Here is a 26392-nt window from a genome sequence, read left to right as displayed (position 1 = left end):
CGCCCAGTCCCGGGCCGGTCCTGTCAGGGCCATCGGCAGGCGGTCAGTGTGCGGCGGCGTCCAGCGCGCTCTCGACGTCGGCGAGCAGATCCGCGGGATCCTCGGCGCCGACGGAGAACCGCACGAAGCCCGCGGCCACGGCGTCCCCGCCCCAGCGGGCCCTGCGCTCCGCGGTGGAGCGGACGCCGCCGAAGCTGGTCGCGTCGTCGACCAGCCGCAGGGCGGCCAGGAAACGCTCCGCGGTCTGTTCGTCCGCCAGCTCGAAGGAGACGACCGACCCGAAGCGCCGCATCTGCCGTACGGCTGTCGGATAGGACGGGTCACCGGGCAGTCCGGGGTAGCGCAGCCCTGTCACGTCCGCGCGCTCGGAGAGCGCCTGGGCCAGGGTGAGGGCGGTCGCGCACTGCCGGTCGATCCGCAGGTGCAGCGTGGCCAGTGACCGGTGGGCGAGCCAGGCCTCCATCGGGCCGGGGATCGCGCCGACCACCTTGCGCCAGCGTCGCACCTCCGCGGCGAGCCGGGGGTCCCGGCAGGTCACGTGGCCGAGCAGGATGTCCCCGTGACCGGTCATGCCCTTCGTGTCACTGGCCACCGAGAAGTCCGCCCCCAGTTCGAGGGGGCGCTGTCCGAGCGGTGTGGCGAGCGTGTTGTCGACAGCCACCAGTGCGCCCGCCGTGTGGGCCGCCTCGACCAGCTTGCGTACGTCACAGACATCGAGCCCCGGGTTGGACGGTGTCTCGATCCACAGCAGCTTGGCACCCTCCAGGAGCTCCAGCTGGGCGTCACCGCCGGTCGGCGCCGTCCGGACCTCGACGCCGTACGCCTCGAGCTGTTCCCTCACCAGGGGGAGCGCCTGGTATCCGTCGTCGGGCAGGACCACCACGTCGCCTGTGCGCGCCTGGGACAGCAGTACCGCCGAGACGGCGGCCATGCCCGAGGCGAAGACCGTGGTCTCGGCCTGCTCCCCCGGGGCCTCCAGCTCGCCGATGGCCCGTTCGAGATGGGTCCAGGTCGGGTTCGTGTCCCGGCCGTACGTGTAGGGGCCGACGGGCTCCCCGGACAGGTGGAAGTGCGCGGCGAAGACGGGACCCGGAAGTGTGGGCTCGTACTGCTCCGGTTCGGGCAGACCCGCTCGTACGGCCCGTGTTCCGTCGCCCATGGTGCTCATGTTCGTTCCTCTGTTCTCCCGGGCATCCACCGGTGTCCACCGGTCCGCTCCGCACTGTGCCATCAGGCGAGGGTTCAGTCCTCGTCGGGGAGGACCACGTTGAGTGCCCACGACACGACCGAGATGATCAGGCCGCCCAGGACGGCGGTCCAGAAACCGTCGACATGGAAGTTCAGGTCGACGACATCGGCCAGCCATGAGGTCAGCATCAGCATGAGGGCGTTGACGACCAGAGTGATCAGCCCGAGCGTCAGGATGAACAGGGGCAGGGTGAGCAGCTTCACCACCGGCTTGACGACGAAGTTCACCAGCCCGAAGAGCAGCGCCACGAGTATCAGGGTGAGCACTTCGCGCCCGGTGTCGTCGCCGGTCAGCGTGATGTCCTGGAGCAGCCAGATGGCCACGGCCAGAGCACCCGCGTTGGCGAGCGTCTTGACTACGAAATTCTTCATGTGTCTGATCGTGGCAGACGTGATCGGTGACGGGCACCGACGGGACAGACGAGTACGGGCACGAGGGGCGGACGCACGATGAAGGCATTCAGGCTGGACGAGCTGGAGGCGGAACGTGCCGCCAACGACGGGGCCTACCTGCAGTTCGTCCGGGAGCGCAACATGTCCGTGGGCCTCTACGCCCTGGACGCCGGAGCGCTCGACCCCCAGCAGCCGCACAAGCAGGACGAGGTGTACCTCGTCGTGAGCGGTCGCGCCTCGATCACCGTCGGCATGGAGACGACACAGGTGGGGAGGGGGAGCGTGGTGTACGTACCGGCGGGGACGGCCCACAAGTTCCACCACATCACGGAGGACCTCCGCGTGATGGTGGTGTTCTCGCCCCCGGAAGCCTGAGCGGCGCCCCTTCCGAGGTCCATCCGGCCGGCCCCCCTGGGGAACGCCGCCCCGCGGCCACCGCGATTCCCTAGGGGATCGTTCAGGGGACTCCAAGGGCTCCCGGCCCCCCGCCGGTGCCCCCGGCGCCTCTAGCATCGAGGCAGGAACTCACGGAGACGAGGTAGCGGCGATGGCGGTGCGGGAGATTTTCGCGGGGATGCCCTGGTGGGTGAAGTGGGTCGCGGTGCCTCTCATCGCGATCGTCGTGTTCGGGGGCTTGATCGCCAGCGTGATCGGATTCGTCATCGGTCTGCTGTTCAAGGCTCTGGTCTTCGTGGTCCTGGTGGGTGGCCTGATCTTCGTCGTGCGGAAGTTCATGGCCTCGTCCTCGCGCAGCGACTGGTAGAAGGGCCGCGGCGGCCGGCCGGCAGGGGTTGGCCGTGCGACCGCCGGTTCCCGGCCGGCGCCGGGTTCGGGCGCGGGCAGGTGGCCATGGGCCGGGCGTTAGCCCAGCGGAGCTAAGTCCGGGACGAAAACCTTCCCGTGGCAGATCGTGCCGATACAGTGACGTACCGCTGCCGCCAGCTGGGAAATGACGGCTCGTCACCATCCTGCCCAGTGGTTTGTGCGACCGTCCGGTCTCAGGACCCCAGTCTCGCGGCGGGCCCGTGGGGGCGGCCCCCACGGGAGGGCTGACAGCCCGTCACCATGCCTGGGGGCGACCTGTGACCACGGCATCGAGTACCGCTGTACCGACGTTGATCGGTTCGGTCCAGCGGGCGTTGCGACTTATGGAGGCTGTGGGCACCCACCGGGACGGGGCGCCGGCGAAGCAGCTCGCCCGGGAGGCCGGTCTTCCCCTCCCCACGGCCTACCACCTGCTGCGCACCCTGACCCATGAGGGCTATCTCCGACGGGAGAACGGTGTCTTCCTGTTCGGCGCGGCCGCCGAGCGGCTGGGCGGTGGCCCCGCCACCCCGCGTCCCGGGGTGATCGTCGACTCCCTCGCGCACTGGGCGGAGGTCGTCGGCGCCCCCGTGTACTGCGCCCTGTACCGGGAGGGCGAGATCGAGATGATCGCGGTCGCCGATTCGCCCTCCGCTCCCGCCGTACGGGAGTGGGTCGCGTTCCGCGAGACCGGCCATGCCCACGCGATCGGGCAGTGTCTGCTGGGCCAGCTCGACGAGCGTGCGCGGGAGGACCATCTCGACCGGTATCCCGTGAGGCCGCTGACGCGTTACTCCGTACGTGACCGTCAAACGCTCCTGGCCCGGCTCAGGGCGATGAAACATTCGGAACCGGTCGTCGAACGCCAGGAGTACGCCATCGGAACGGTGTGTGCGGCCATCCCGATCACCGTCGGATCCGCCGTGGCGGCCATGGCTGTATCTCTCCCCCTGCACCAAGAGGAACGGTTGCTCGCTGCAATCGAACAACTACGCTGCGAAGTGACCGCGCTCTTGCGCTCGTTCGTGTTCTCTATCAGTATCTGAAAAATCACTCCTTGTGATCTGCTAGCGCGTGCACCACGATGGCGTCAATAGGGCCATGGGGGATCATTCCTGGCCAGATTCATCTACTGCGGGGTTGAACGATGCGCGAGTCGGTTCAAGCAGAGGTCATGATGAGCTTCCTCGTCTCCGAGGAGCTTTCCTTCCGTATTCCGGTGGAGCTTCGGTACGAGGTCAGTGACCCGTATGCGATCCGGATGACCTTCCATCTGCCCGGTGACGCCCCCGTCACCTGGGCGTTCGGCCGTGAGCTGCTGCTCGACGGTCTCAACAGCCCCAGCGGTGACGGCGATGTGCACATCGGCCCGACCGAGCCCGAAGGGCTTTCGGACGTACACATCCGCCTGCAGGTCGGCGCCGACCGCGCGCTGTTTCGGGCCGGTACGGCACCTCTTGTGGCCTTTCTCGACCGGACGGACAAGCTGGTGCCATTGGGACAGGAGCACACGCTGAGTGACTTCGACGGCAATCTGGAAGAGGCTCTGGGCCGCATCCTGGCGAAGGAACAGAACGCCGGCTGAGCCGAGAAGTCCGGCCGGCCATCGAACACCGGCCGCCCCGGGGCCACGTGTCCGGCGCCCCCGGATCACGTCTTGCGACGTCGTCCTCTCCCGGTCCGCGCGGGTGCCGGAACTCCGGTTCCCGCGCCGGGCACCGTGCGGTCCGCGGAGACCACCAGGGCCGCGAGCACCGTCGTCACCGGCACCGAGGCGACCAGCCCGATCGAGCCGACCAGTGTCCGGACGATCTCCTCCGCGACCAGTTCGCTGTTGGCCACGGTGCCCACACTGCTCTGGGCGATCGAGAAGAGCAGGAGCAGGGGAAGAGCCGCGCCCGCGTAGGCGAGCACGAGGGTGTTGACGACCGAGGCGATGTGGTCGCGCCCGATCCTGATGCCCGCGCGGTAGAGCCTCCGTACGCCCATCGTGGGGTCCGCCTGGTGCAGTTCCCACACCGCGGACGTCTGCGTGACGGTCACGTCGTCGAGCACACCGAGCGAACCGATGATCACACCGGCCAGCAGTAGACCGCTCATGTCGATGTCCGGGTACAGGCCGTGGATGAGACCGGTGTTGTCGTCCGTGTTGCCCGACAGGTGCGCCCAGCCGATGAAGAGCGAGCCCAGCAGCCCGATCAGCACCAGCGAGATGAGGGTGCCGATGACGGCCACCGACGTACGGGCCGTCAGCCCGTGGCAGGTGTAGAGGGCGATCAGCATGATGGCGCTGGCCCCGATCACCGCGACGACCAGCGGATTCGAGCCCTGCAGGATCGCCGGCAGGATGAACAGCGTCAGCACGGCGAACGAGACGGCGAGTGCGATCAGCGCCATCAGCCCGCGCAGCCTCCCCACCACGACCACCGCGAGGGCGAAGATCCCTGCCAGCAGGGCCATGGGGACCGTACGGTCCACGTCCGTCACCGAATACTGCAGATCGCGGGGCGCGTCGGGGGCGTAGGCCACGACCACGCCCTGTCCCTCCTCCAGCTGCCGGGTGGCGTCGGGCTGGATGATCTCGACGAACCTGCGGCCCGCGTCCTCGCCGGTCGTCACTTCGACGGTGGCCTTCCTGCACTGCCCCGACTGCTCGTTGACGGCCTCTCTGCCGGATGGCGTGGAGGTGTCTCCGGTCGGGGGGACCTGGGAGGCGTTGACGTCCGCACAGTCGACCCTGGCGACCTCGACGACCGTGCCCTCCTGGGTCTGCCGATCGAAACCGACACCCGTGCGTTCGTGGGCGGGTGCCCCGTCCGGCCAGAACGCGACGAGGCCGACCAGGACGGCCGTGGCGAAGGGGATCACCACGGCCGCGATGACCTTGCGCAGGTGCTTCGAGACGGGCGCTGCGGGGCCGTGGCTGTGCGTATGGGCGTGGGCATGACTCTGCGTGCTGCCAGACGCGGGGGCGTGCGGTTCGGGAGCGATTCCGGGGGACGTCACTCGCCGATCATCCCAAGAACCGAGGAGGCCCTCTGGCCAGCACGCCAGCCGGGCCGCTAGCGTGGAGGCACATTTGCACACGCGGGAGCTCGGAGCACCGGGCTGAGAGGGCGCTGACCTCCGTATATCCGTACGGGACAGCTGCGCCGACCGCCGAACCTGTTACCGGGTAATGCCGGCGTAGGGAGTAGGTCTGATGACCACAGCGGACGCACGCACGCCTGCCTCGGAGCGGAACGCGCAGCATGCGCAGACCGCCGAGAACACCGAGGCCGGGAAGTCCATCGGCTGGCACAAGGGGTACGTCCAGGGCTCGCGCCCGGATCTCCGGGTGCCGGTCCGTCAGGTGCACCTCACCAACGGCGAGGACGTGACGCTGTACGACACGTCCGGGCCGTACACCGACCCCACCACCGAGACCGACGTCCGCCGCGGGCTCTCCCCTCTCCGGGAGAACTGGATCATCGCGCGGGGCGACACGGAGGAGTACGCGGGCCGCCCCGCGCGCCCCGAGGACGACGGACTGAAGCACACGTCACCGCGAGGTGGCCTGCGGAATCTGGACGCGGTCTTCCCCGGCCGGCCGCGACAGCCCCGGCGGAGCCGTGACGGCAGTCCGGTCACCCAACTCGCCTATGCCAGGCGGGGCGAGATCACTCCGGAGATGGAGTACGTCGCGATCCGCGAGAACGTCGCCCCCGAGGCCGTGCGGGACGAGATCGCGGCGGGCCGGGCCGTACTGCCGGCCAACGTCAACCATCCGGAGATCGAGCCGATGATCATCGGCAAGCGATTCCTCGTGAAGGTCAACGCCAACATCGGCAACTCCGCGGTCACCTCCTCCATCGAGGAGGAGGTGGACAAGATGACCTGGGCCACGAAGTGGGGGGCCGATACGGTCATGGACCTCTCCACCGGACGGAACATCCACACGACCCGCGAGTGGGTGCTGCGCAACAGCCCGGTTCCGATCGGCACCGTCCCGCTCTACCAGGCCCTGGAGAAGGTGGACGGCCGGGCCGAGGAGCTGACCTGGGAGATCTACAAGGACACGGTCATCGAGCAGGCCGAGCAGGGTGTCGACTACATGACGGTGCACGCCGGCGTCCGGCTGCCGTACGTCCCCCTGACGGCCCGTCGCAAGACCGGCATCGTCTCCCGCGGTGGCTCGATCATGGCGGCCTGGTGTCTGGCGCACCACAAGGAATCTTTCCTCTACGAGCACTTCGAGGACCTGTGCGAGATCCTCGCGGCGTACGACGTGACGTACTCGCTCGGTGACGGCCTGCGCCCCGGCTCCATCGCCGACGCCAACGACGAGGCGCAGTTCGCGGAACTCCGGACGCTGGGTGAACTCAACACCGTCGCCAAGCGGTTCGGCGTACAGACCATGATCGAGGGTCCGGGCCACGTCCCGATGCACAAGATCAAGGAGAACATCGACCTCCAGCAGGAGATCTGCGAGGAGGCGCCGTTCTACACGCTCGGCCCCCTGACCACCGATGTCGCGCCGGCGTACGACCACATCACCTCGGGCATCGGGGCCGCGATGATCGCGTGGTGGGGCACGGCGATGCTCTGTTACGTCACGCCCAAGGAACACCTGGGGCTGCCGAACCGGGACGACGTGAAGACCGGCGTCATCACCTACAAGATCGCCGCTCACGCGGCGGACCTGGCCAAGGGGCACCCCGGGGCGCAGGAGTGGGACGACGCGCTGTCGGACGCCCGGTTCGAGTTCCGCTGGGAGGACCAGTTCAACCTGGCCCTCGACCCCGACACGGCACGGGAGTTCCACGACGAGACCCTGCCGGCCGAGCCTGCGAAGACCGCCCACTTCTGCTCGATGTGCGGGCCGAAGTTCTGCTCGATGAAGATCTCGCACGACATCCGGCGCGAACACGGCGACCAGCAGGCCGAGATCGAGGCGGGGATGGCGGAGAAGTCCAAGGAGTTCGCCGCCGCCGGCAACAGGGTCTATCTGCCTCTCGCGGACTGAGCCCGGAGCGGCCCGGCGGGCTTCCTGCCAGGTGAGTGTTCCGGCGATTCGGCGGCGTCGTCCTGGGCGATTCGGGCCCTCGACGGCGTCGCCGAGCTGCTTCTCGCCTTGTGCGTATAGATGCCGAAAAGTCTTCTCTCTGGCTGATTTGCTTTGCTTGAACACCGACTGACGCTGTTTCACCAGGTGTTCGGAGTCGATAAGGACACGGTAATGCGGCAGGTAGATGTACGTTTCGGCGGAAGTCCGCCTGTGCTTGACCGTGTACTTATCTGTGCCTTACGTTCCGCTGTGCTTGGCCGAAAAAGTGTGCGTCCCGAACGGGGGACGCCAGGGGAGGGAAAGCACAATGAACTGGTACCTGGCAGTACTCAAGAACTACGCGGGCTTCAGCGGGCGTGCACGCCGCAAGGAGTACTGGATGTACACGCTGTTCAACCTCATCGCGGCATCGGTGCTGGTGGCGCTCGGCGCGGTCATCGACTCGCAGATCCCGTACTTCATCTACGTCGTCGCCGTGCTCGTCCCGACCCTGGCCGTCTTCGTCCGTCGTCTGCACGACACGGGCCGGTCCGGCTGGTGGCTCCTGCTCGCGATCGTCCCCTTCGGCGGCATCGTCCTGCTCGTCTTCGCGTGCCTCGAGGGTACGGGTGAGGTCAACGAGTACGGTGCCAACCCGAAGCTGGCCCCGCACGCCGTCTGAGTTTCGCGGATGACGGGTCGCACCGGCTGAGCCGGGTACCCGCACAGCAGTCGAGAGGCCGGGGTGGCAGCGAGCCGCCCCGGCCTCTGCCGTGTGCGGCCGGTGGCCCCGGGGCGCCGGATCACTCCGGCTGGTGTTCGGGGCCGCCGAAGTCGGGGCTCGTGAAGTCCGGGCTCGTGAAGGTGGGGCGCGGGCCCGCGGACGGGCCGTCCTCGGGTCCGGTGAAGTCCGGCCTGCTGTAGCCGATCTTCGGCATGCGGTGGACCGAGCGGTGCGGCGTGCGGGAGGCCGGCCCGGCGGTCGGGTCGGCCAGCGCGTCCCGCAGGAAGGGAAGGATGCCGCGTTCCAGGAGGGCGTGGCGCCAGGCTTCCCTGGCGCGTGCCACCTCCTCGGGCAGTTCCTCCTGCTCGTCGTCCACGGCGGGCAGTGCGGTGGCGCCGTTGCGCAGAGCGGTGACGAGCAGACCGATCGCGGCGACGAGCACGGCGGCGGCCGCGACGGCCGCGAAGAACCAGCCCGCCGTGACCATCGGGCCGGCGAAGGCGGCGGAGCTGACGGCCTTCAAGAGGTAGCCGACCAGTAGGAATATCAGGGCGGCCGTGCCCGCGAGGACCGGGGCGAGCGCGGCTATCACCGCGAGGGTCCCCGCGCCCTCGGAGTCCGTCTCGTCCGCGGCGGGCCCGAGGACGCTGTCGGTGTCCGCGGGGTCGACGGGGCCGCGCAGTTCACCGCGGACCTTGACGTAGTGGTCGTACTCGGTGGCGGCGGCGGTCGTGATGAGGGCCGTGGCGTTGAACGCCATCGTCCGGAGCTGTTCCGTGTTGAGGCGCTCGCCGACACCGTCCAGATCGGGGCGTTCGTGAGCATGACGCAGCGCGTCGGCAAGGATCCGCTCGTATTCGGGGCGGTCCTCGGCCAGCAGGTGCGGAGCGCTTTTCATCTGCATCCCCCGATGCTCCGTAGGGCCTGGCCGCCGCGTGGACCGGGCGATCGGGCGAAAACGGAGGAGAGCCTGCTACTGATACGCCGATGGTAGAGCGCATACGGCGTGCGGTGACAGAGGGTTTCCGGAAATAGCCCGGCCGCCGACGGTGTCAGGTGGTGGCGCGCCTACCCCGTCAAAGGTCATCCATGCAGGGGGAGTTGCACGACCAGCAGCTTTCCGGCCATGGTCACACCGCCGTCCATGGCGATGGCCAGACCCTCCGCGTAGACGTGCGGCCCGTCGACCACCGGGCGGGGCGCCTCCTCGCCGTCCTCCGACCCGACCTCACCGAGCAGGTAGGGGATGGGGCTGTGACCGTGGACGACGCGCTGCCCGCCGTACGTCGTCATGAGGTCCCGGACGGCCTGCGCCCCGCCCTCGTCGCGGAAGGCGAAACGCTTGGTCAGCTTGCGGAAGAGGTCCCAGCACTCGTCCGCGTCGTTCCGCGTGAGGATGGCGTGGACGGTGTCGTTGACGTCCTCGATGGTGGACCCGTAGTCGAGGTACGCCGTGGTGTCGGAGTGCATCAGCAGGTGCCCGTCCTCCTCGACGACCGCGTCGAGCCTGGCCATCCACTGGAGATGGACGTCCTGGAGCCGCTCCATGTCCGTCTTCTGGCCGCCGTTGAGCAGCCAGGCGGCCTGGAAGGTCGCGGTGCCGGCACCGGAGTTCACCGGGGTGTCGCCGAACTTCTTCGCGCCGATCAGCAGCAGCTCGTGGTTGCCCATGAGGGCCTTGCAGTACCCGCCCGCCGCCGCGGCCTCCGCCGAGAGGCGCATGACGAGGTCGATGACACCGATGCCGTCCGGGCCGCGGTCCGTGAAGTCACCGAGGAACCACAGCCTGGCGTTGCCGGCCGCCCATCGGCCGTCGGCGTCGATCAGGCCCTGCTCGCCCAGAGCCGCCATGAGTTCGTCGAGGTAGCCGTGGACGTCACCGACGACGAACAGGGGACCGAGTCCCGCTTCCGGGGTCGGCCGGGTGTCCGGGACGGCTTGGACGTGGAGGGTGTCGCCACGGTTGATCACGGGAAGATCGCGCTCGGTCGGGGTGTACCCCTCCGGCGGTTCGTCGCCCACCATGGCGTTACCGGGATGCGGCAGAGGCGCCTGCGCCTGTGCATACGGCGGTACGCGGAAGTCGCGCAACGTCGCTGTCCGCACCACGGGTTCCTGACCGGCCCCCTGAGTCATCGACCCCTCCACCACCGTCGTGCCGCCGTACACCTGACGGGCCCTGCCTGGTAGAGGTGGTCCGCGGTGTCGTGCGCCCATCATAGGAATGCGGATCGTGCTCTGTGACGCACCAGGGGTGGTGAATCCGGACGCACTCGCGGTTCACCGACCATTTGGTCCGGATTATTCCGATCAGTCCCCGGCGGGTGACCGTGGGGGGCTGACCGTGGTGCGCGGTGGCCGCCGTTGCGAGGAGGTCCGGACGATGAGTTCCGTCGGTATCACCTGCTCCACCGGGCCGTCGTGCTCGACCCCTTCGATGGCGTCGATGAGGAGTTGGACGACCGCCGTGCCGATTCTGCGGGGCTTCAAAGAGAGCGTGGTGATGGGGGGCTCGGTCGAGGCGTACACGGTGGACTCGCTGCAGCAGACCAGCAGGAGGTCCTCGGGGACGCGCAGTCCGTAACGGCGTGCGGCGGCGAGCAGGTCGGTCCCGTTGGGGTCGAAGAGCCCGTAGACGGCGTCGGGGCGGTCGGGGCGGGCCAGGAGGCGGTCGGCGGCGACGGCCCCGGCGCAGGGGTCGTGGGCCGGGTAGGACTCGTAGACCGGGTCCTGCCCGACCCGCTCGCACCAGTGGAGATACGCGGTGGTGGACAGGCGGGTGTACGTGTCGGTGGTCGTGCCGGTGAGCAGACCGATACGGCGTGCCCCGGCGGCCGCGAGGTGGTCGAGGAGGTCGAGTACGGCGGCCCTGTGGTCGTTGTCGACCCACGCCGTGACGGGGAGTGTTCCGGCCGGGCGTCCGTCGGAGACGACGGGGAGGCCCTGGCGCACGAGCTCGGTGACCACCGGGTCCTGGTCGGAGGGGTCGATGACGACGGTGCCGTCGAGAGCGACGTTCGACCACACGTCGTGACGTGAGGTCGCCGGCAGGATCACCAGCGCGTAGCCGCGGGCGAGCGCGGCCGACGTCGCCGCTCTCGCCATCTCCGCGAAGTAAGCGAACTCGGTGAAGGTGAAAGGTTCATCCCCGTACGTGGTCACGGTCAGGCCGATGAGCCCCGATCTGCCGGTACGGAGGGTGCGGGCCGCGGCAGACGGGCGGTAGCCCAGCCGTTCGGCGACCTCGCGGACATGGCGGCGGGTGGCATCCGGAAGCCTGCCCTTGCCGTTGAGCGCATCGGACACGGTCGTGATGGAGACTCCGGCCGCCGCGGCTACGTCCCGGATACCCGCCCGTCCCGGTCGGCCGCTGCGCCGGGGCGTCTGTGTCCGGCTCACCTGGTGCTTCCCTGCTGCTGTCATGGCGAGCCGATAGTAGGGCTCGGACGCCAGGTTGGGCCGGTCGCATATGCACGCGTTGACAGGCACGTTTCTGCATGATCATAGAGCAGTAAATGCCTTGTGATGTAAGGGTGTTGGGGCCCATTTGGTCGATGTGTCATGCATCGACGGGCATGAACCTGGCCAGTGGTCCAGGTCTCGAAGAGGTCTCAACTCACCTGTTCGAGGGATGCGCGCCACGGAGTGAGCGACGGGCGTGCGCCAGGTTGCCGTGTGCTCCCCCCTGACAGGGCATGCCGGGAGCGTGTGTGGAGGGGCCGTCCGGTCGCGCGTGGAGATTTCGCATCCGGGCCCATTCGCACGGATGCCCAATCCTCATAAGGTGAGCAGTATTGATGTGTGCGGACGGTCGAGGAGGACCTGCGGTGAGCGAGACGAGCCCCAAGCTGCGTGCCGAGTTGGACGGCGTCCCTGCGTACGTGCCGGGCAAGCCGGCGGCCGCGGACGGACCGGCTGCCTTCAAGCTGTCCTCCAACGAGAACCCCTATCCGCCGTTGCCCGGAGTGATGGAGTCGGTGCTCGCGGCGGCCGCCGGTTTCAACAGGTACCCGGACATGGCGTGCACGGGTCTGATGAACGAGCTGGCCGACCGCCACGCCGTGCCGGTCTCGCACCTGGCCACCGGCACCGGTTCGGTGGGGGTCGCCCAGCAACTGCTCCAGGCCACGTCGGGTCCGGGTGACGAGGTCATCTATGCCTGGCGTTCGTTCGAGGCGTACCCGATCATCACCCAGATCAGCGGCGCCACGTCGGTCAAGGTGCCGCTGACCGCCGGTGATGTGCACGATCTGGACGCCATGGCCGGTGCCGTCACCGACCGGACACGGATGATCTTCGTCTGCAACCCGAACAACCCGACCGGCACCGTGGTGCGCAGGGCGGAGCTGGAACGATTCCTCGACCGGGTTCCGAGCGACGTGCTGGTGGTCCTCGACGAGGCGTACAAGGAGTTCATCCGGGACGCCGAGGTGCCGGACGGCATAGAGATCTACCGGGACCGTCCCAACGTCGCGGTGCTGCGGACCTTCTCCAAGGCGTACGGGCTCGCGGGGCTCCGGGTCGGCTTCGCCGTGGCCCACGAGCCGGTGGCGGCGGCGCTCCGCAAGACCGCTGTCCCCTTCGGCGTGAGTCAGGTCGCCCAGGACGCCGCTGTCGCCTCGCTGCGTGCCGAGGGCGAGCTGCTGGGCCGGGTCGGAGCACTCGTGGGCGAGCGGTCCCGCGTGTACGACGGCCTCGTGCGGCAGGGCTGGACCGTTCCGGAGTCCCACGCCAACTTCGTCTGGCTGCGGCTCGGTGAGCGCACGCTCGACTTCGCGTCCGTCTGCGAGCGGGCCGGAGTGGTCGTGCGGCCGTTCGCGGGTGAGGGCGTGCGCGTCACGATCGGGGAGGCGGAGGCGAACGACGTCTTCCTGAAGGTGACGGAGTCCTACGGCCCGGAGTAGCGGCCCCGGCCCGTCGCTCCGCCCCCGGTGGCCCCGGACCTCGATCGTCGAGGTCCGGGGCCACCGGCGTTTCCCTGTCGTGGGCGGGCCGTCCCCGCGGCGGTGTCCTGTCCGGTTTCGGGTGGTCCGGGCTGTGCGGCCGGAAAGGACCCCCCGCGCGACGGACTCGAAGATGTGTGCGCCATACTGGCTTGTGAATGTGAACGCGTTCACAAGCGCATCCCGTTTCCTCCCGTGATCGGGTGGATTTATGGGACAGGAGGACGGCTGTGATCGCGGCGACGTAAGGAGAAGCGGCGTGGACATGGCTCTGGCACCGGAGACGTTGGCGCGATGGCAGTTCGGCATCACCACCGTCTACCACTTCCTGTTCGTCCCTCTGACGATCTCTCTCGCCGCACTCACGGCCGGCCTGCAGACCGCCTGGGTGCGCACGGACAACGAGAAGTACCTCAGGGCGACGAAGTTCTGGGGCAAGCTCTTCCTGATCAACATCGCGATGGGCGTGGTCACCGGCATCGTCCAGGAGTTCCAGTTCGGCATGAACTGGTCCGACTACTCGCGGTTCGTCGGCGACGTCTTCGGTGCTCCGCTGGCCTTCGAGGCGCTGATCGCCTTCTTCTTCGAGTCCACCTTCATCGGGCTGTGGATCTTCGGCTGGGACAAGCTGCCGAAGAAGATCCACCTCGCCTGCATATGGATGGTCTCCCTCGGCACCGTCCTCTCCACGTTCTTCATCCTGGCGGCCAACTCCTGGATGCAGCACCCGGTCGGTTACCGCATCAACAAGGAACGCGGCCGCGCCGAACTCACCGACTTCTGGCACGTGCTCACCCAGAACACCGCGCTGGCCCAGTTCTTCCACACGATCACGGCGGCCTTCCTCGTGGGCGGCGCCTTCATGGTCGGTATCGCCGCCTTCCACCTGATGCGTAAGCGGCACATCCCGGTGATGCGCACCTCGCTGCGCCTCGGACTGGTCACCGTGGTGATCGCCGGCCTGCTCACCTCGGTGAGCGGCGACGTGCTCGGCAAGGTGATGTTCAAGCAGCAGCCCATGAAGATGGCGGCGGCCGAGGCCCTGTGGGAAGGCCAGAAGGGCGCGCCCTTCTCGCTCTTCGCGGTGGGGGACGTCGCCGAGGGCCACAACGACGTCGAGGTCTCGGTTCCCGGCGTCCTGTCCTTCCTCGCGGACGACACCTTCACCTCGTACATCCCCGGCATCAACGACATCAACAAGGCGGAGCAGGAGAAGTACGGCCCGGGCGACTACCGGCCGAACATCCCGGTGGCGTTCTGGAGCTTCCGCTTCATGATCGGCTTCGGTATGGCGTCGTTCAGCCTCGGCCTGCTGGGACTGTGGCTGACGCGGAAGAAGTTCATGCTCCCGGAGGCTCTGCGCACCGCCGAGGACGACGTGCCGCATCTGGTGCTCTTCAAGAACAAGGCGCTGAGCCCGAAGTTCGCCCGGTTGTACTGGATCACGGCCCTGTGCACCATGCTCTTCCCGCTGATCGCCAACAGCTGGGGCTGGATCTTCACCGAGACGGGACGCCAGCCCTGGGTGGTCTACGGCGTTTTCCAGACCCGCGACGCGGTCTCCCCCGGCGTATCGCAGGGCGAGGTCATCACCTCGCTGATCGTCTTCACGGCGCTCTACGCGGTCCTCGCCGTCATCGAGGTCAGGCTGCTCCTGAAGTACGTCAAGGCCGGACCGCCCGAGCTGACCGAGGCCGACCTCGACCCGCCCACCCGGATCGGCGGCCACGACCAGGACGCCGACCGGCCGATGGCCTTCTCCTACTGAGACCAAGCGGAGCTGAGAGATGGAACTCCACGACATCTGGTTCGTGCTCATAGCCGTCCTGTGGACCGGCTACTTCTTCCTGGAGGGATTCGACTTCGGCATCGGGGTCCTCACCAAGCTGCTGGCCCGCGACCGCAAGGAACGTCGTGTCCTGATCAACACGATCGGACCGGTCTGGGACGGGAACGAGGTGTGGCTGCTCAGCGCGGGCGGAGCGACTTTCGCGGCCTTCCCGGAGTGGTACGCCACCCTGTTCTCCGGCTTCTACCTGCCCCTTCTGGTCATCCTGCTCTGCCTGATCGTGCGGGGCGTCGCCTTCGAGTACCGGGCGAAGCGGCCCGAGGAACGCTGGCAGACCAACTGGGAGCACGCGATCTTCTGGACCTCGCTGATCCCGGCCGTGCTCTGGGGTGTGGCCTTCGGCAACATCGTCCGGGGCGTGAAGATCGATGCCGACATGGAGTACGTCGGCAACCTCTTCGACCTGCTCAACCCGTACGCCCTTCTGGGCGGACTGGTCACGCTGTTCCTCTTCACCTTCCACGGGTCGGTGTTCGCCGCGCTCAAGACCGTCGGGGACATCCGGGCCCGGGCCCGCGCGCTGGCGCTCAAGCTGGGGCTCGTCACCGCGGTACTCGCGCTGTGCTTCCTCGTGTGGACGCAGGCGGAGAACGGCAACGGCCGGAGCCTGGTGGCGATGATCGTCGCCGTGGCGGCCCTGGTCGCCGGCATCGCGGCCATCGCGGCGGGACGGGAGGGCTGGTCCTTCGCCTTCTCCGGGGTGACCATCGCGGCCGCGGTGGCCATGCTCTTCCTGACGCTCTTCCCGAACGTCATGCCGTCCTCGCTGAACGACGCCTGGAACCTGACGGTCACCAACGCCTCGTCCAGCCCGTACACCCTCAGGATCATGACCTGGTGCGCGGGTATCGCGACTCCCCTGGTGCTGCTGTACCAGGGCTGGACGTACTGGGTGTTCCGCAAGCGCATCGGTACGCACCACATCGCCGACGCGCACTGAACGGGTGCCCGCACCGCCGCCCGTCCGCAGAGGATCCGCCCGCGCGCCGAACCCGCGCGGGCGCGCCGAACCCGCTGATGCCGACGACATGAGCTCACTGGGGAGCTGTTTCACGTGAAACCGATCGACCCTCGCCTACTCCGCTACGCCCGCCCCACCCGCTTCTTCCTGGTGGCCGTGGTGGCACTCGGACTGGTGGGAGCGGCACTGGTGATCGCCCAGGCCATGCTCGTGGCCGACGTGGTGGTGGGCGGCTTCGAGGACGGGCTGACCACGGCCGGGCTCCGGACGCCGCTGCTCCTGCTGGCCGTGGTCGCGCTCGGGCGGGCGTTCGTGGCCTGGCTGACCGAACTGGCCGCCTACCGGGCGAGCGCCGCGGCCAAGTCGGAACTGCGGGGCCGGCTCATGGACCGGGCGACGGAACTGGGCCCGGACTGGCTGGGCGGGCAGCGGACCGGCTCGCTGGTGGCGCTTGCCACTCGTGGAGTCGATGCCCTCGACGACTACTTCTCGCGCTATCTCCCGCAACTCGGGCTGGCAGTCGTGGTGCCGATGGCGGTTCTGGCCAGGATCGTCACCGAGGACTGGGTCTCGGCGGCGATCATCGTGGTGACGCTGCCGCTCATTCCGCTCTTCATGGTTCTCATCGGCTGGGCCACGCAGTCCCGCATGGACCGTCAGTGGCGGCTGCTGTCCAGGCTCTCCGGACACTTCCTCGACGTGGTCGCCGGACTGCCGACGCTGAAGGTCTTCGGCCGAGCCAAGGCGCAGGCCGAGTCGATCCGCACGATCACCTCGCAGTACCGCACCGCGACGCTGAAGACCCTTCGGATCGCGTTCCTCTCCTCCTTCGCCCTGGAACTGCTGGCCACCCTGTCCGTCGCGCTGGTCGCGGTGACGATCGGGATGCGGCTCGTCCACGGGGAGCTCGACCTCTACACGGGGCTGGTCGTCCTCATCCTGGCGCCGGAGGCATACCTGCCGATCCGGCAGGTGGGCGCGCAGTACCACGCGGCAGCGGAGGGGCTCTCGGCGGCGGAAGAGATCTTCGCGGTGCTGGAGACGGAGTCCGCGGTCGGTGGCACGCAGGACGTCCCGCGGTCGCTGCGGCTGGAGCTGGAGGAGGTGACGGTACGGCACCCGGGCCGCGCCGAGCCCTCGCTGGACGCCGCGTCACTCGTCGTCGAGCCCGGGGAGACGGTCGCACTGGTCGGCCCCAGCGGCGTCGGCAAGTCCACGCTCCTCAGCGTCGTGCTCGGCTTCACGGACCCCGACGAGGGCTCGGTGAAGGTCGGCGGAACCGACCTCCGTTCCCTCTCCGCAGAGCGCTGGCGCGAACAGATCGCCTGGGTTCCGCAGCGGCCGCACCTGTTCGCCGGGACGATCGCCGAGAACGTAAGGCTTGCCCGCCCGGACGCGGACGACGACGCGGTCACAGCGGCGTTGCGCGATGCGGGGGCGTACGACTTCGTCGAAGCTCTGCCCGACGGCCGGGAGACGCTGCTGGGCGAGGACGGTTCCGGACTCTCGGCGGGCCAGCGGCAACGCCTGGCCCTGGCCCGGGCGTTCCTCGCCGACCGGCCGCTGCTGCTGCTCGACGAGCCGACGGCGAGCCTGGACGGCGGTACCGAGGCGGGCATCGTCGACGCGGTACGGAGGCTGGCGGCGGGCCGCACCGTGCTGCTGGTCGTCCACCGTCCGGCGCTGCTCTCGGTCGCGGACCGTGTGGTGTCACTGACCCCGAGGCGGGCACCGATCGGCAAGGAACCGGGTCCGGACGGCCTGTCGTCCGCGGCCTCCGCCCCCGCCGGTCCGCCGGCCGGGGCGGACACGGGGCGGCCGGGGGAGCCTGCCCTGCTGAAGGACACGGCCCCGACGGCCGGCGGCCGGGTGCTCGCCAGGGTGCGCGAGGCAGCCGGTTCCCAGTACGGGAAGCTCGGCCTGGCGGCGCTGCTGGGCAGCCTTGCCGTGGGGTCGTCGGTGGGACTCATGGCCGTCTCCGGATGGCTGATCTCCCGCGCCTCCGAGCAGCCCCCGGTGCTCTATCTGATGGTCGCTGTCACCGCGACCCGGGCGTTCGGCATCGGCCGTGCCGTCTTCCGCTACGCCGAGCGGCTGGTCTCGCACGACGCCGTTCTCAGGATGCTCGCGGAACTGCGGGTCGCCGTGTACCGCGGACTCGAGCGCGTCGCGCCCGCCGGCCTGCGGACGACCAGGCGGGGAGACCTGCTGTCCCGCCTCGTCGCCGACGTGGACACGTTGCAGGACTACTGGCTCCGCTGGCTGCTGCCGGTGGGTACCGCGCTCGCGGTCGGGGCCGCTGCCGTCGGGTTCACCGGCTGGCTGCTGCCCGGGGCGGGTGCCGTCCTAGCGGTGGGGCTGCTCCTTGCCGGCGTCGGCGTGCCGTGGCTGAGCGGTGCGTGCGCCAGGCGGGCCGAGCACCAGTTGGCGCCCGCACGGGCCGCGCTGGCCGTCCGGGTCGCCGACCTGCTCGGCGGGACGGCGGAACTGGCTGTCGCGGGCGCGCTGCCCGGCCGCAGGCGACAGGTGCGTGGGGCCGACGCGCTGCTCACCCGGATCGCCTCGCGGGCCGCGACCGCGACCGCGCTCGGCGGCGGACTGTCCGCGCTGATCTGCGGACTGACCGTCGTGGCGTCGGCGGTCGTGGCGCTGCCCGCGGTCCGGGACGGGCGCCTTGCGGGGGTCGAGCTCGCCGTCGTCGTCCTCACCCCGCTCGCCGCCTTCGAGGCGGTGACCGGGCTGCCGCTCGCCGTGCAGTACCGCCGACGTGTCGAGCGGAGTGCGGAGCGCGTCTTCGAGGTGCTCGACGCTCCCGTGCCGGTCGACGAGCCGGCCGAAGCCGCGGAGGCGCCCGCGACCCCCTACCCGCTGGTGGTCCGGGGGTTGTCGGCCCGCTACGAGGGTGCGCAGCGCGATGCCCTGGATTCGGTCGGCCTGACGCTGCTCCCGGGCAAGCGGGTGGCCGTCGTGGGGCCGTCCGGTTCCGGGAAGACGACGCTCGCTCAGGTACTGCTCCGCTTCCTGGGCGCCAGGGAGGGGACGTACAGCCTCGGCGGGGTCGAGGCGACGGCCCTGGACGGCGACACGGTGCGTTCCTTCGTCGGGCTGTGCGCGCAGGACGCCCATGTCTTCGACAGCTCCATCCGCGAGAACCTGCGGCTCGCCCGCCCCGGGGCGACGGACGGTCAGCTGCGGGACGCGCTCGCCGGGGCCCGGCTGCTGGACTGGGCCGGGTCGCTCCCCGACGGCCTCGACACACTGGTGGGAGAACACGGTGCGCGCCTGTCGGGGGGCCAGCGGCAACGGCTTGCCCTGGCCCGTGCCCTGCTCGCGGACTTCCCCGTACTCGTGCTCGACGAGCCCGCCGAGCACCTCGACCTGGAGACGGCGGACGCGCTGACGGCGGATCTGCTGGCGGCGACCGAGGGCCGCACGACCGTGCTCATCACGCACCGGCTGGCAGGGTTGGACGAGGTGGACGAGGTCCTGGTGCTGGACGCCGGGCGGGTGGTGCAGCAGGGCACGTACGCCGCCCTGGCCGCTCAGGACGGTCCGCTGCGCCGCATGATCGAACGCGAACAGCGGCCGGTGGGGGGCGGGCCGGAGCGGGCGCGGACGCAGGAGGCGGTGTCCGTACCGAGGTGAGGGCCACGTGCCCGCCCCCTGCCCGACTTTCCGGACCATTCGGTGCTTATTAGGCTCGGACCATGCCCGAGCCGGATCCGAAGGACTCCACCGAAGCCGCGCGGCGGACGCCCGGCAGTCTGCGGGAGCTCTCCGCGGAGCTGACCGCGCGAGTGCCGCAGCTGCTGGAGGCCACCAGGTCCGTGGGGGCGGGCCTCGAACTCCACTCCACCCTCGAACGCATCTGCGAGACCGCGGCTGAGCTCGCACACGCCCGCTACGCGGCCGTCGGAGTCGTCGACAAGCCGGGCGAGAGCCTCTGCGACTTCATCACCTACGGGGTGTCCGACGAGACGGCCCGGGCCGTCGGGCGGCCGCCCGACGGACACACCGGCCTGCTGGGCGCACTGATCAGGGAGGGGGTCTCCATCCGGCTGGAGGACCTGGAGGCCGACCCGCGCTTCGAGGGCTTCCCGCCCGGTCACCCGAGGATGCGGACGTTCCTCGGCGTCCCCATCCGGGTGCAGGGCAAGATCTTCGGCAATCTCTACGTGATGGAGAAGCGGGGCGGCGACATGTTCGGCCACGACGAACTGCACATGCTGCGCGTGCTCGCCACGGAGGCCGGGATCGCCATCGCCCACGCGCGGACGTACGAGGCCGCCCGGCAGCGCGAGCGGTGGATCGACGGCTCGGTCGCGGTCACCACCGCCCTGCTCTCCGGCGGGGACGCCGACGAGGCACTCACCGTCGTCGCCGAACAGGCACGCCGCCTGGCCGACGCCGAGGCCGGCATCGTCCTGCTTCCCGCCGAGGGGGGTGGCCTGGAGATCGTGGCGGTCGCCGGGAACAAGCCGGCCGACTCCCTCGGGGTGATCATTCCGCCGAACAGCCCGGTGGTGGCGGCCCTCCTGCGGGGCGAGGAGGTCTTCGTCAGCGACCCCGCCACCGACCCGCGCATGATCACCGGGCTGGCCGACCAGTTCGGCCCGCACATGCTTCTCCCCCTGCGGAGCGGAGGGAGGGTGCTCGGCGCGCTCGCCGTCCCGAGAGCCCGGGGAGGCCGTGCCTTCTCGCAGACCGAACGGACGCTGGCCGGCCATTTCGCGGCTCAGGCCGCTCTCGCGCTGAAGCTGGCCGAGGCACAGAGGGACCGGCAGCGGCTCGCGGTGTACGAGGACCGGGACCGGATCGCCCGGGACCTCCACGACCTGGTCATCCAGCGGCTGTTCGCCACGGGGATCATGCTGGAGGAAGCTCGGAGCCGGTCGCGGGTGCCCGCCGTGCGGGAAGGCGTCGGACGGGCGGTCGACGAGCTGGACGTGACCATCCAGGAGATCCGCACCGCCATCTTCGCCCTGCAGCAGGAGGCGGCCGAGGCGCCGTCGGGTCTGCGGACCCGTGTGCTGCGGGAGATCAACATGGCGGCGGTGCCGCTGGGCTTCGAGCCCACGCACCGGTTCCTCGGCCCCGTCGACTCCCTCGTGGGAGAGCTGGCCGGAAAGAACCTCATCGCGGCCCTGCGGGAGGCGCTGTCCAACACCTTCCGGCACGCGAGGGCCTCGCGCGTCGACGTGAGTGTGGACGCGACCGCGGTGCTGCCCGGTGGGCAGGACGCGGTCCGGCTGTCGGTCGCCGACGACGGGGTGGGCATCCCGGAGGGCGGACGGCGCAGCGGTCTGCGGAACCTCGCCCGGCGCGCGGAGTCACTGGGCGGTGCGAGCTGGTTCGAGGCCGGGCCGGGCGAGGACGGCGGCGGCACGACGGTGATCTGGCAGGTCCCGCTCTGAGCGAGGGGACGATCGCGCCGCCCCCGGGCCGTCAGCGAGTGGCGAGGATCCGCTCGATGACGGCCGCCACGCCGTCCTCGTTGTTGGTCAGCGTCACACCGGTCGCGGCCGCACGGGCGGCAGGGTGCGCGTTGCCCATGGCGAACGAGGCTCCGGCCCACCCGAGCATCTCCACGTCGTTCGGCATGTCCCCGAACGCGACCACCTCGTCCGCGGTGATGCCGCGTTCCGCGCAGCAGGCGGCGAGCGTGTTGGCCTTGGACACCCCGAGACCGCTCACCTCGAGCAGCGCGGTGGGGCTGGACCGGGTGAACGACGCGTGGTCCCCGGCGGCCTCCCGTGCCAGCAGCAGGAAGGCGTCCGGTGCGAGCTCGGGGTGGTGGGCGAGGACCTTCAGCACCGGCGTGCCCGTGCCCGGCGCCTCCTCGTGGAGGAGCTTCTCCGCGACCGCGACCGTGGCACCCGGGTCCATGTGGAAGGGCGGGTAGGCCGGCTCGTAATGGATGCCGGTGGTCAGCTCGACGGCGAACGAGACGCCTGGGGCCGCCTCGCGCAGGATGCGGACCACCTCCAGTGCGACCGACCGCTCCAGCGGGTGGACCTCGATCAGCCGGCCGTCGTCGTGCAGGTCGGCGACTGCTGCGCCGTTCGCGCAGATGGCCATGCCGTGGCCCTGGACGTGGGCGCTGACCACGTCCATCCAGCGGGCCGGCCGGCCGGTGACGAAGAAGACCTCGATCCCCGCCGCTTCGGCAGCCGCCAGCGCGGCGACCGTACGGTCCGACAGGGTCTTGTCGTCACGCAGCAGTGTGCCGTCCAGGTCGGTGGCGATCAGCCGGGTCACGGCAGGCAGCGGGTGCTCGGTAGCTGGGGTCACCTGGTCATTCTCCCGCACGAGGCTGCACGGGCGTGCGCAGGGTCGCACATCTGAGTGCGCGAGCCCCTGAACTGCGGTACATGCCTGAGGCATATGCCAAGGGCTGTCGAGCCCGTCGAAGCCCGGCGCGGACGCCCGGAACGTCAGTCGAACTGGGCCGCGGCCTCGGTCGCGATGCGCTCGAACACCTTCGTGTCGATGTCGAAGACGCTCTCCGCCACCGGCCAGTGGACGACGATCTCGGTGAAGCCGAGTTCGTCGTGCTTACCCGCGAAGTCGACGAAGGCGTCGAAGGACTCCAGCGGGCTGCCCGGGGTGAAGCCGGTGAGCAGGATCTTGTCCAGCTCCGCCACGTCCCGGCCGGCGTCCTCGCAGGCCGCTCCCAGCCGGCTGATCTGGCCGCCGATGGCCGCCACGGACTGCTCGGCCGTGCCGCTCTCGTACAGCTTCGGGTCCCCCGTGGTGACCCAGGCCTGCCCGTACCGTGCGGCGAGCTTCAGCCCGCGCGGACCGGTGGCGGCCACCGCGAAGGGCAGCCGGGGACGCTGTACGCAGCCGGGGATGTTCCGGGCCTCGGAGGCGGAGTAGAGCCGGCCCTCATGGGTCACCGAAGGCTCCCTCAGCAGCTTGTCCAGCAGCGGGACGAACTCCTCGAAGTGGTCGGCGCGCTCCCTCGGCGTCCATGGCTCCTCGCCGCTCCCGCGCAGCGTGGTGGCGTCGAAGCCGTTGCCGCCGGCGCCGATACCGAGCGTGATCCGCCCGTCGGACACGTCGTCCAGCGTGATGAGTTCCTTGGCCAGTGTCACCGGGTGCCGGAAGTTGGGTGAGGTCACGAGGGTGCCCAGGCGCATACGGTGTGTCACCGCCGCTGCGGCCGTGAGCGTGGGGATCGCGCCGAACCACGGTTCGTCCCGGAACGACCGCCAGGACAGGTGGTCGTAGGTGTACGCGGCATGGAACCCGAGGTCTTCGGCCCGCCGCCAGATCTTCTGTCCTTCGGCCCACCGGTAGATGGGGAGGATCACCGTGCTCAGACGCATGACCTCGACGATACGCGGGCCTCCCGCTGCCACGGATATGCCGGCGGAGCAGATCAGGGAATCCGCGCCGGCCCGGTTCGTCGCCGGACGGAAGGACTTGACCCGTACTCGAATGTCGGGCGGGCGGCGTTCCGTGGCGTATCCAAGGGGGCTCGCACCCATGGGGCCCGGCCGCCGTCGTGCCAGCGGTTGATGGGCAGGATCACGCGGGGTGCCGGCTCCGGGCAAGGGTCCGGACAGCCTCGTCCGTGGGTGTACGGCTCGGATGTGCGGCATCGGGGGCCCGCACGGCCCGGACGCAGACCTGTGGGAGGGCGTGGGCCGTCAGTCGCGCAGGCGCAGGAAGTCGGGCGGCACGCAGTCGGTGAGCCAGACCCCGTTGGCGCTGACGTGGAAGAGGTGGCCCGCCCGGTGCATGGCGCCGGCGTCCACCGCCAGCACGACCGGCACGCCGCGCCTCGCTCCGACGCGCACCGCCGTCTCCCGGTCGGGCGACAGGTGGACATGGTGGCGGGCCATGGGGCGCAGCCCTTCCGCGCGAATGGCGTCGAGTGACCGGGCGACGGTGCCGTGATAGAGGTACGCGGGCGGTTCGGCGGGAGGCAGACCGAGATCGACCGTGACGGTGTGGCCCTGGTTCGCCCTGATGAGGGGGCCGGCGACCATGAAGCGCTTCTTGTCGTTCACCGCGACGACGTGGTCGAGCTCCTCGCGGGTGATCGTGAACCCGTGCCGTGCGCAGGCCTTCAGCAGCTCGTCCACGGCGACCCAGCCGTGAGGATCCAGACTGATTCCGATCCGGTCCGGCTGATGCCGTAGATGCTTCGACAGATACTTGGACACCTTGACGGTGCGTCGTTCGTCCATCCCGCCAGAGTGGCGCTGCGCGCCTGTTGCCGCACCTGGATTTCAGCTGACGTTTTTCACATTCATTGACGTCAGCAGGTTTGATCCACAGCCAACTGGCCTTATCCACAGGGTTTTTGACAGCTCTGTGGACAAGTGGACTTCATTGTGCGGCATTTGGGCAACTGTGGTGCACATGGACGTAGATGGGAGGATAAGTGGCCTTTGGGGTAGAGTAACCACCCAGGGTTGCACTGTCTGTTCAGGAAGTGTCCTGAGAGCGGCGACAGTTACGCTCACCAGCCTCAACTCGACTTTTTTCAGGCAAGGATGGCGAGCAGTGCGAGCAACACCGAAAAGCCTCACAGCGGTGGGTTCAGCCGAGCCACCGCACGCAGTATCCGGGGGCTGACTCTGGAGAGCAGTCGTGTGCCTCGGGCCTCGGGCGTCACCGGGACCACGGCACGGTTGTGCACGACCGCGTTCAGAATGGCCTGAGCAACCTTCTCCGGAGGGTAGTTGCGACGGGAGTAGAGCCTGCCGGTCCGCTCGCGGAGCCGGTCCTGCTCGGCCTCGTCCGCTCCGGCGAAGCGTGCTGTCGCCGTGATGCCGGTGTTGACGAAGCCCGGGCAGACGGCACTGACACCGATCGACCTCTCGGCGAGTTCAGCACGCAGGCACTCGCTGAGCATCAGCACGGCGGCCTTCGACGTGCTGTAGGCCGGGAGCATGCGTGAGGGCTGATAGGCCGCCGCAGAGGCGATGTTGACGATATGGCCGCCCTGACCCCGATCGGCCATCTGCTGACCGAAGAACCGGCAGCCGTGGATGACTCCCCAGAGATTGACATCGAGAACGTTCCGCCAGTCCTGACTCGTCGTCTCCAGGAAGGAACCCGCCAGCCCCACACCCGCGTTGTTCACCAGTACGTCGACGACGCCGTACTCGGTGGCGACCCTCTCGGCGAGCTTCTCCATCGCCTGCTCGTCACGGACGTCGACCGCCTCGGTCCAGACCGAAGGAGCGCCGATGAGACGCGCGGTAGCGGCAGTTCGGGCCGCTCCCTCCGCGTCGCTGTCCACGGCCACCACGCGAGCGCCGGCTCGGGCGAACGCCAGTGCCGTCGCGCGACCGATCCCGCTCGCCGCTCCGGTGACCAGGACCAACTGGCCGCCGAACTGGGCAGCATGAGGCCCGTCGGGCATGCTGTCCGTCACGGTCTCCTTCACGGAGGACGTGGTGCTCGGCGCCGAACCGGTGCTTTCGCAGGCGGTCACGAAGTCACCGATCCAGGCGCACAGCTGAGCGGGCCGGGTGCGCGGCACCCAGTGCTTGGCGGGAAGAGTGCGGCGCACCAGATCCGGAACCCAGGTCTCGAGGTCGTCGTAGAGCGCAGGTGAGAGGAAAGCGTCTCCGGTCGGTGTGATCAGCTGGACCGGCACGTGTGCGAAGGCGTCGGGACGGGGGTGGCGCAGGCGGGAGCGGATGTTGTCGCGGTAGAGCCAGGCCCCGTGCGCGGCGTCCTGCGGGAGCGAGTCCGTCGGATACCCGTCCGCGGGCATCTTCTCCATCCGCCGGAGTATGCGCGGCCACTGCCTGCCGAGTACCCCGTGCCAGGCCAGCTCGGGCAGGGCGGGCGCGTGCAGGGCGTACACGTACCAGGACTTCGCTCCCTGGCCGAGCAGCTGACCGACCCGGCGGGGGCTCGGGCGCGACGTGCGCTGCTTGATCCAGTGTCCGAAGTGATCGAGGGAGGGGCCGGAGATGGACGTGAACGAGGCGATGCGGCCTTTGGTCCGTTCGACGGTCGCGAATTCCCAGGACTGGACGGAACCCCAGTCGTGGCCGACCACATGGACCGGGTGGTCCGGGCTCACCGCGTCCACGACGGCCAGGAAGTCGTCGGTCAGCTTCTCCAGTGTGAAGCCTCCCCGCAGTGGGCGGGGTGCCGTCGACCTGCCGTGGCCACGCACGTCGTACAGCACGACGTGCCAGTCCCGGGCGAGCCGGGCGGCGACTTCGGACCAGACCTCCTTGCTGTCCGGATAGCCGTGCACGAGCACGATCGTCGGCCGCGCCGCATCGCCCAACTCGGCTGCACACAGCTCGATTCCGCCCGTACGCACCCAGCGCTCGCGCGCGCCTCGCAGATCCACGCCGCCTCCTCGTCCCGTGCCGACGTCGCGGTACGCGTCCGTAACGTCACACCGCTGAATGTGGCAACCGGCGGGCGATCACGTCAAGGGATGCCCCGGACCTGTGGAAAA

21 protein-coding genes are annotated in these 26392 nt (G+C 69.5%); 11 read left to right on the top strand and 10 right to left on the bottom strand.

Going from position 1 to position 26392, the window contains the following annotated elements; translation table 11 throughout:
- Nucleotides 1–43: 43 nt before the first annotated feature.
- A complete protein-coding gene (locus tag OG206_RS16530; protein WP_327116734.1) occupies nt 44–1168 on the bottom strand; it encodes a cystathionine gamma-lyase in 1125 nt (374 codons plus the stop codon).
- A 74-nt stretch (nt 1169–1242) separates the two neighbouring features.
- Nucleotides 1243–1620 (bottom strand): phage holin family protein, encoded by a 378-nt coding sequence (locus OG206_RS16525; RefSeq protein WP_327116732.1) that lies wholly within the window; start codon nt 1618–1620, stop codon nt 1243–1245.
- A gap of 78 nt (nt 1621–1698) precedes the next feature.
- Here OG206_RS16525 and OG206_RS16520 point away from each other — a divergent pair, with 78 nt between their 5' ends.
- The 4 genes from OG206_RS16520 (at nt 1699) to OG206_RS16505 (ending at nt 4030) form a co-directional block, all read left to right on the top strand.
- Complete coding sequence (locus tag OG206_RS16520) at nt 1699–2016, top strand: cupin domain-containing protein (RefSeq protein ID WP_327116730.1); 318 nt, start codon at nt 1699–1701, stop codon at nt 2014–2016.
- 178 nt (nt 2017–2194) lie between these two features.
- Nucleotides 2195–2404: a DUF5326 family protein gene (locus OG206_RS16515; protein WP_327122296.1), complete on the top strand. Its 210-nt coding sequence runs from the start codon at nt 2195–2197 to the stop codon at nt 2402–2404.
- 319 nt (nt 2405–2723) lie between these two features.
- The gene (locus tag OG206_RS16510) at nt 2724–3491 is read left to right on the top strand and encodes an IclR family transcriptional regulator (protein ID WP_327116728.1); all 768 of its coding nucleotides are present in this window, start codon (nt 2724–2726) and stop codon (nt 3489–3491) included.
- Between the two features lie 101 nt (nt 3492–3592).
- Nucleotides 3593–4030: an SsgA family sporulation/cell division regulator gene (locus OG206_RS16505; protein ID WP_327116726.1), complete on the top strand. Its 438-nt coding sequence runs from the start codon at nt 3593–3595 to the stop codon at nt 4028–4030.
- 65 nt (nt 4031–4095) lie between these two features.
- Here OG206_RS16505 and OG206_RS16500 read toward each other — a convergent pair whose 3' ends face one another.
- Nucleotides 4096–5451, bottom strand: a complete 1356-nt coding sequence (locus tag OG206_RS16500; protein ID WP_327116724.1) for a YibE/F family protein — start codon at nt 5449–5451, stop codon at nt 4096–4098.
- 196 nt (nt 5452–5647) lie between these two features.
- Here OG206_RS16500 and thiC point away from each other — a divergent pair, with 196 nt between their 5' ends.
- Both thiC and OG206_RS16490 read left to right on the top strand, forming a co-directional pair.
- Nucleotides 5648–7450 carry a phosphomethylpyrimidine synthase ThiC gene (gene thiC, locus OG206_RS16495; RefSeq protein WP_327116722.1) on the top strand — a complete coding sequence of 601 codons (1803 nt, stop codon included), beginning with the start codon at nt 5648–5650 and terminating at the stop codon, nt 7448–7450.
- Between the two features lie 349 nt (nt 7451–7799).
- The gene (locus tag OG206_RS16490) at nt 7800–8153 is read left to right on the top strand and encodes a DUF805 domain-containing protein (protein ID WP_327116720.1); all 354 of its coding nucleotides are present in this window, start codon (nt 7800–7802) and stop codon (nt 8151–8153) included.
- 121 nt (nt 8154–8274) lie between these two features.
- Here the strand turns inward: OG206_RS16490 and OG206_RS16485 are convergent, their stop codons facing one another.
- The 3 genes from OG206_RS16485 to OG206_RS16475 all read right to left on the bottom strand — a co-directional run bounded on the left by OG206_RS16485 (nt 8275) and on the right by OG206_RS16475 (nt 11618).
- Nucleotides 8275–9099, bottom strand: a complete 825-nt coding sequence (locus tag OG206_RS16485) for a hypothetical protein (protein ID WP_327116718.1) — start codon at nt 9097–9099, stop codon at nt 8275–8277.
- Nucleotides 9100–9278: 179 nt separating this feature from the next.
- Nucleotides 9279–10331, bottom strand: a complete 1053-nt coding sequence (locus tag OG206_RS16480) for a metallophosphoesterase (RefSeq protein ID WP_327116716.1) — start codon at nt 10329–10331, stop codon at nt 9279–9281.
- Between the two features lie 174 nt (nt 10332–10505).
- Entirely contained in the window at nt 10506–11618 is a 1113-nt protein-coding gene (locus OG206_RS16475; RefSeq protein WP_327116714.1) for a LacI family DNA-binding transcriptional regulator, read from the bottom strand.
- Between the two features lie 404 nt (nt 11619–12022).
- Here OG206_RS16475 and hisC point away from each other — a divergent pair, with 404 nt between their 5' ends.
- From hisC to OG206_RS16450, 5 genes are all read left to right on the top strand, one after another.
- Nucleotides 12023–13099 carry a histidinol-phosphate transaminase gene (gene hisC / locus OG206_RS16470; protein ID WP_327116712.1) on the top strand — a complete coding sequence of 359 codons (1077 nt, stop codon included), beginning with the start codon at nt 12023–12025 and terminating at the stop codon, nt 13097–13099.
- A 298-nt stretch (nt 13100–13397) separates the two neighbouring features.
- Complete coding sequence (locus OG206_RS16465; RefSeq protein ID WP_327116710.1) at nt 13398–14906, top strand: cytochrome ubiquinol oxidase subunit I; 1509 nt, start codon at nt 13398–13400, stop codon at nt 14904–14906.
- Nucleotides 14907–14925: 19 nt separating this feature from the next.
- Entirely contained in the window at nt 14926–15927 is a 1002-nt protein-coding gene (gene cydB, locus OG206_RS16460; protein WP_327116708.1) for a cytochrome d ubiquinol oxidase subunit II, read from the top strand.
- 114 nt (nt 15928–16041) lie between these two features.
- Nucleotides 16042–19593 carry a thiol reductant ABC exporter subunit CydD gene (gene cydD / locus OG206_RS16455; protein ID WP_327116706.1) on the top strand — a complete coding sequence of 1184 codons (3552 nt, stop codon included), beginning with the start codon at nt 16042–16044 and terminating at the stop codon, nt 19591–19593.
- A 62-nt stretch (nt 19594–19655) separates the two neighbouring features.
- On the top strand, nt 19656–21362 hold the full coding sequence (locus OG206_RS16450) for a sensor histidine kinase (RefSeq protein ID WP_327116704.1): 1707 nt from the start codon (nt 19656–19658) through the stop codon (nt 21360–21362).
- A 31-nt stretch (nt 21363–21393) separates the two neighbouring features.
- Here the strand turns inward: OG206_RS16450 and OG206_RS16445 are convergent, their stop codons facing one another.
- From OG206_RS16445 to OG206_RS16430, 4 genes are all read right to left on the bottom strand, one after another.
- Nucleotides 21394–22239: a Cof-type HAD-IIB family hydrolase gene (locus tag OG206_RS16445; RefSeq protein ID WP_327116702.1), complete on the bottom strand. Its 846-nt coding sequence runs from the start codon at nt 22237–22239 to the stop codon at nt 21394–21396.
- A 143-nt stretch (nt 22240–22382) separates the two neighbouring features.
- A complete protein-coding gene (locus OG206_RS16440) occupies nt 22383–23279 on the bottom strand; it encodes an LLM class flavin-dependent oxidoreductase (protein WP_327116700.1) in 897 nt (298 codons plus the stop codon).
- 324 nt (nt 23280–23603) lie between these two features.
- Nucleotides 23604–24146: an RNA 2'-phosphotransferase gene (locus OG206_RS16435; RefSeq protein WP_327116698.1), complete on the bottom strand. Its 543-nt coding sequence runs from the start codon at nt 24144–24146 to the stop codon at nt 23604–23606.
- Between the two features lie 341 nt (nt 24147–24487).
- Nucleotides 24488–26281 carry an SDR family oxidoreductase gene (locus OG206_RS16430; RefSeq protein WP_327116696.1) on the bottom strand — a complete coding sequence of 598 codons (1794 nt, stop codon included), beginning with the start codon at nt 26279–26281 and terminating at the stop codon, nt 24488–24490.
- Nucleotides 26282–26392: the final 111 nt, after the last annotated feature.

It is taken from the genome of Streptomyces sp. NBC_01341 (assembly GCF_035946055.1).
GTDB lineage: Bacteria > Actinomycetota > Actinomycetes > Streptomycetales > Streptomycetaceae > Streptomyces.
Note: the sequence above shows the minus strand (reverse complement) of the source record. Positions and strands in the feature narration are given on the sequence as shown.

Excerpts from the sequence above, each read along its gene's own strand:
- OG206_RS16480 (WP_327116716.1), bottom strand. The coding sequence starts at position 10,331 with ATGACTCAGGGGGCCGGTCAGGAACCCGTGGTGCGGACAGCGACGTTG.
- OG206_RS16525 (WP_327116732.1), bottom strand. The coding sequence starts at position 1,620 with ATGAAGAATTTCGTAGTCAAGACGCTCGCCAACGCGGGTGCTCTGGCC.
- OG206_RS16475 (WP_327116714.1), bottom strand. The coding sequence starts at position 11,618 with ATGACAGCAGCAGGGAAGCACCAGGTGAGCCGGACACAGACGCCCCGG.
- OG206_RS16520 (WP_327116730.1), top strand. The coding sequence starts at position 1,699 with ATGAAGGCATTCAGGCTGGACGAGCTGGAGGCGGAACGTGCCGCCAAC.
- OG206_RS16505 (WP_327116726.1), top strand. The coding sequence starts at position 3,593 with ATGCGCGAGTCGGTTCAAGCAGAGGTCATGATGAGCTTCCTCGTCTCC.
- cydB (WP_327116708.1), top strand. The coding sequence starts at position 14,926 with ATGGAACTCCACGACATCTGGTTCGTGCTCATAGCCGTCCTGTGGACC.
- OG206_RS16490 (WP_327116720.1), top strand. The coding sequence starts at position 7,800 with ATGAACTGGTACCTGGCAGTACTCAAGAACTACGCGGGCTTCAGCGGG.
- OG206_RS16435 (WP_327116698.1), bottom strand. The coding sequence starts at position 24,146 with ATGGACGAACGACGCACCGTCAAGGTGTCCAAGTATCTGTCGAAGCAT.
- OG206_RS16450 (WP_327116704.1), top strand. The coding sequence starts at position 19,656 with ATGCCCGAGCCGGATCCGAAGGACTCCACCGAAGCCGCGCGGCGGACG.
- thiC (WP_327116722.1), top strand. The coding sequence starts at position 5,648 with ATGACCACAGCGGACGCACGCACGCCTGCCTCGGAGCGGAACGCGCAG.
- OG206_RS16485 (WP_327116718.1), bottom strand. The coding sequence starts at position 9,099 with ATGCAGATGAAAAGCGCTCCGCACCTGCTGGCCGAGGACCGCCCCGAA.
- OG206_RS16530 (WP_327116734.1), bottom strand. The coding sequence starts at position 1,168 with ATGAGCACCATGGGCGACGGAACACGGGCCGTACGAGCGGGTCTGCCC.
- OG206_RS16440 (WP_327116700.1), bottom strand. The coding sequence starts at position 23,279 with ATGCGTCTGAGCACGGTGATCCTCCCCATCTACCGGTGGGCCGAAGGA.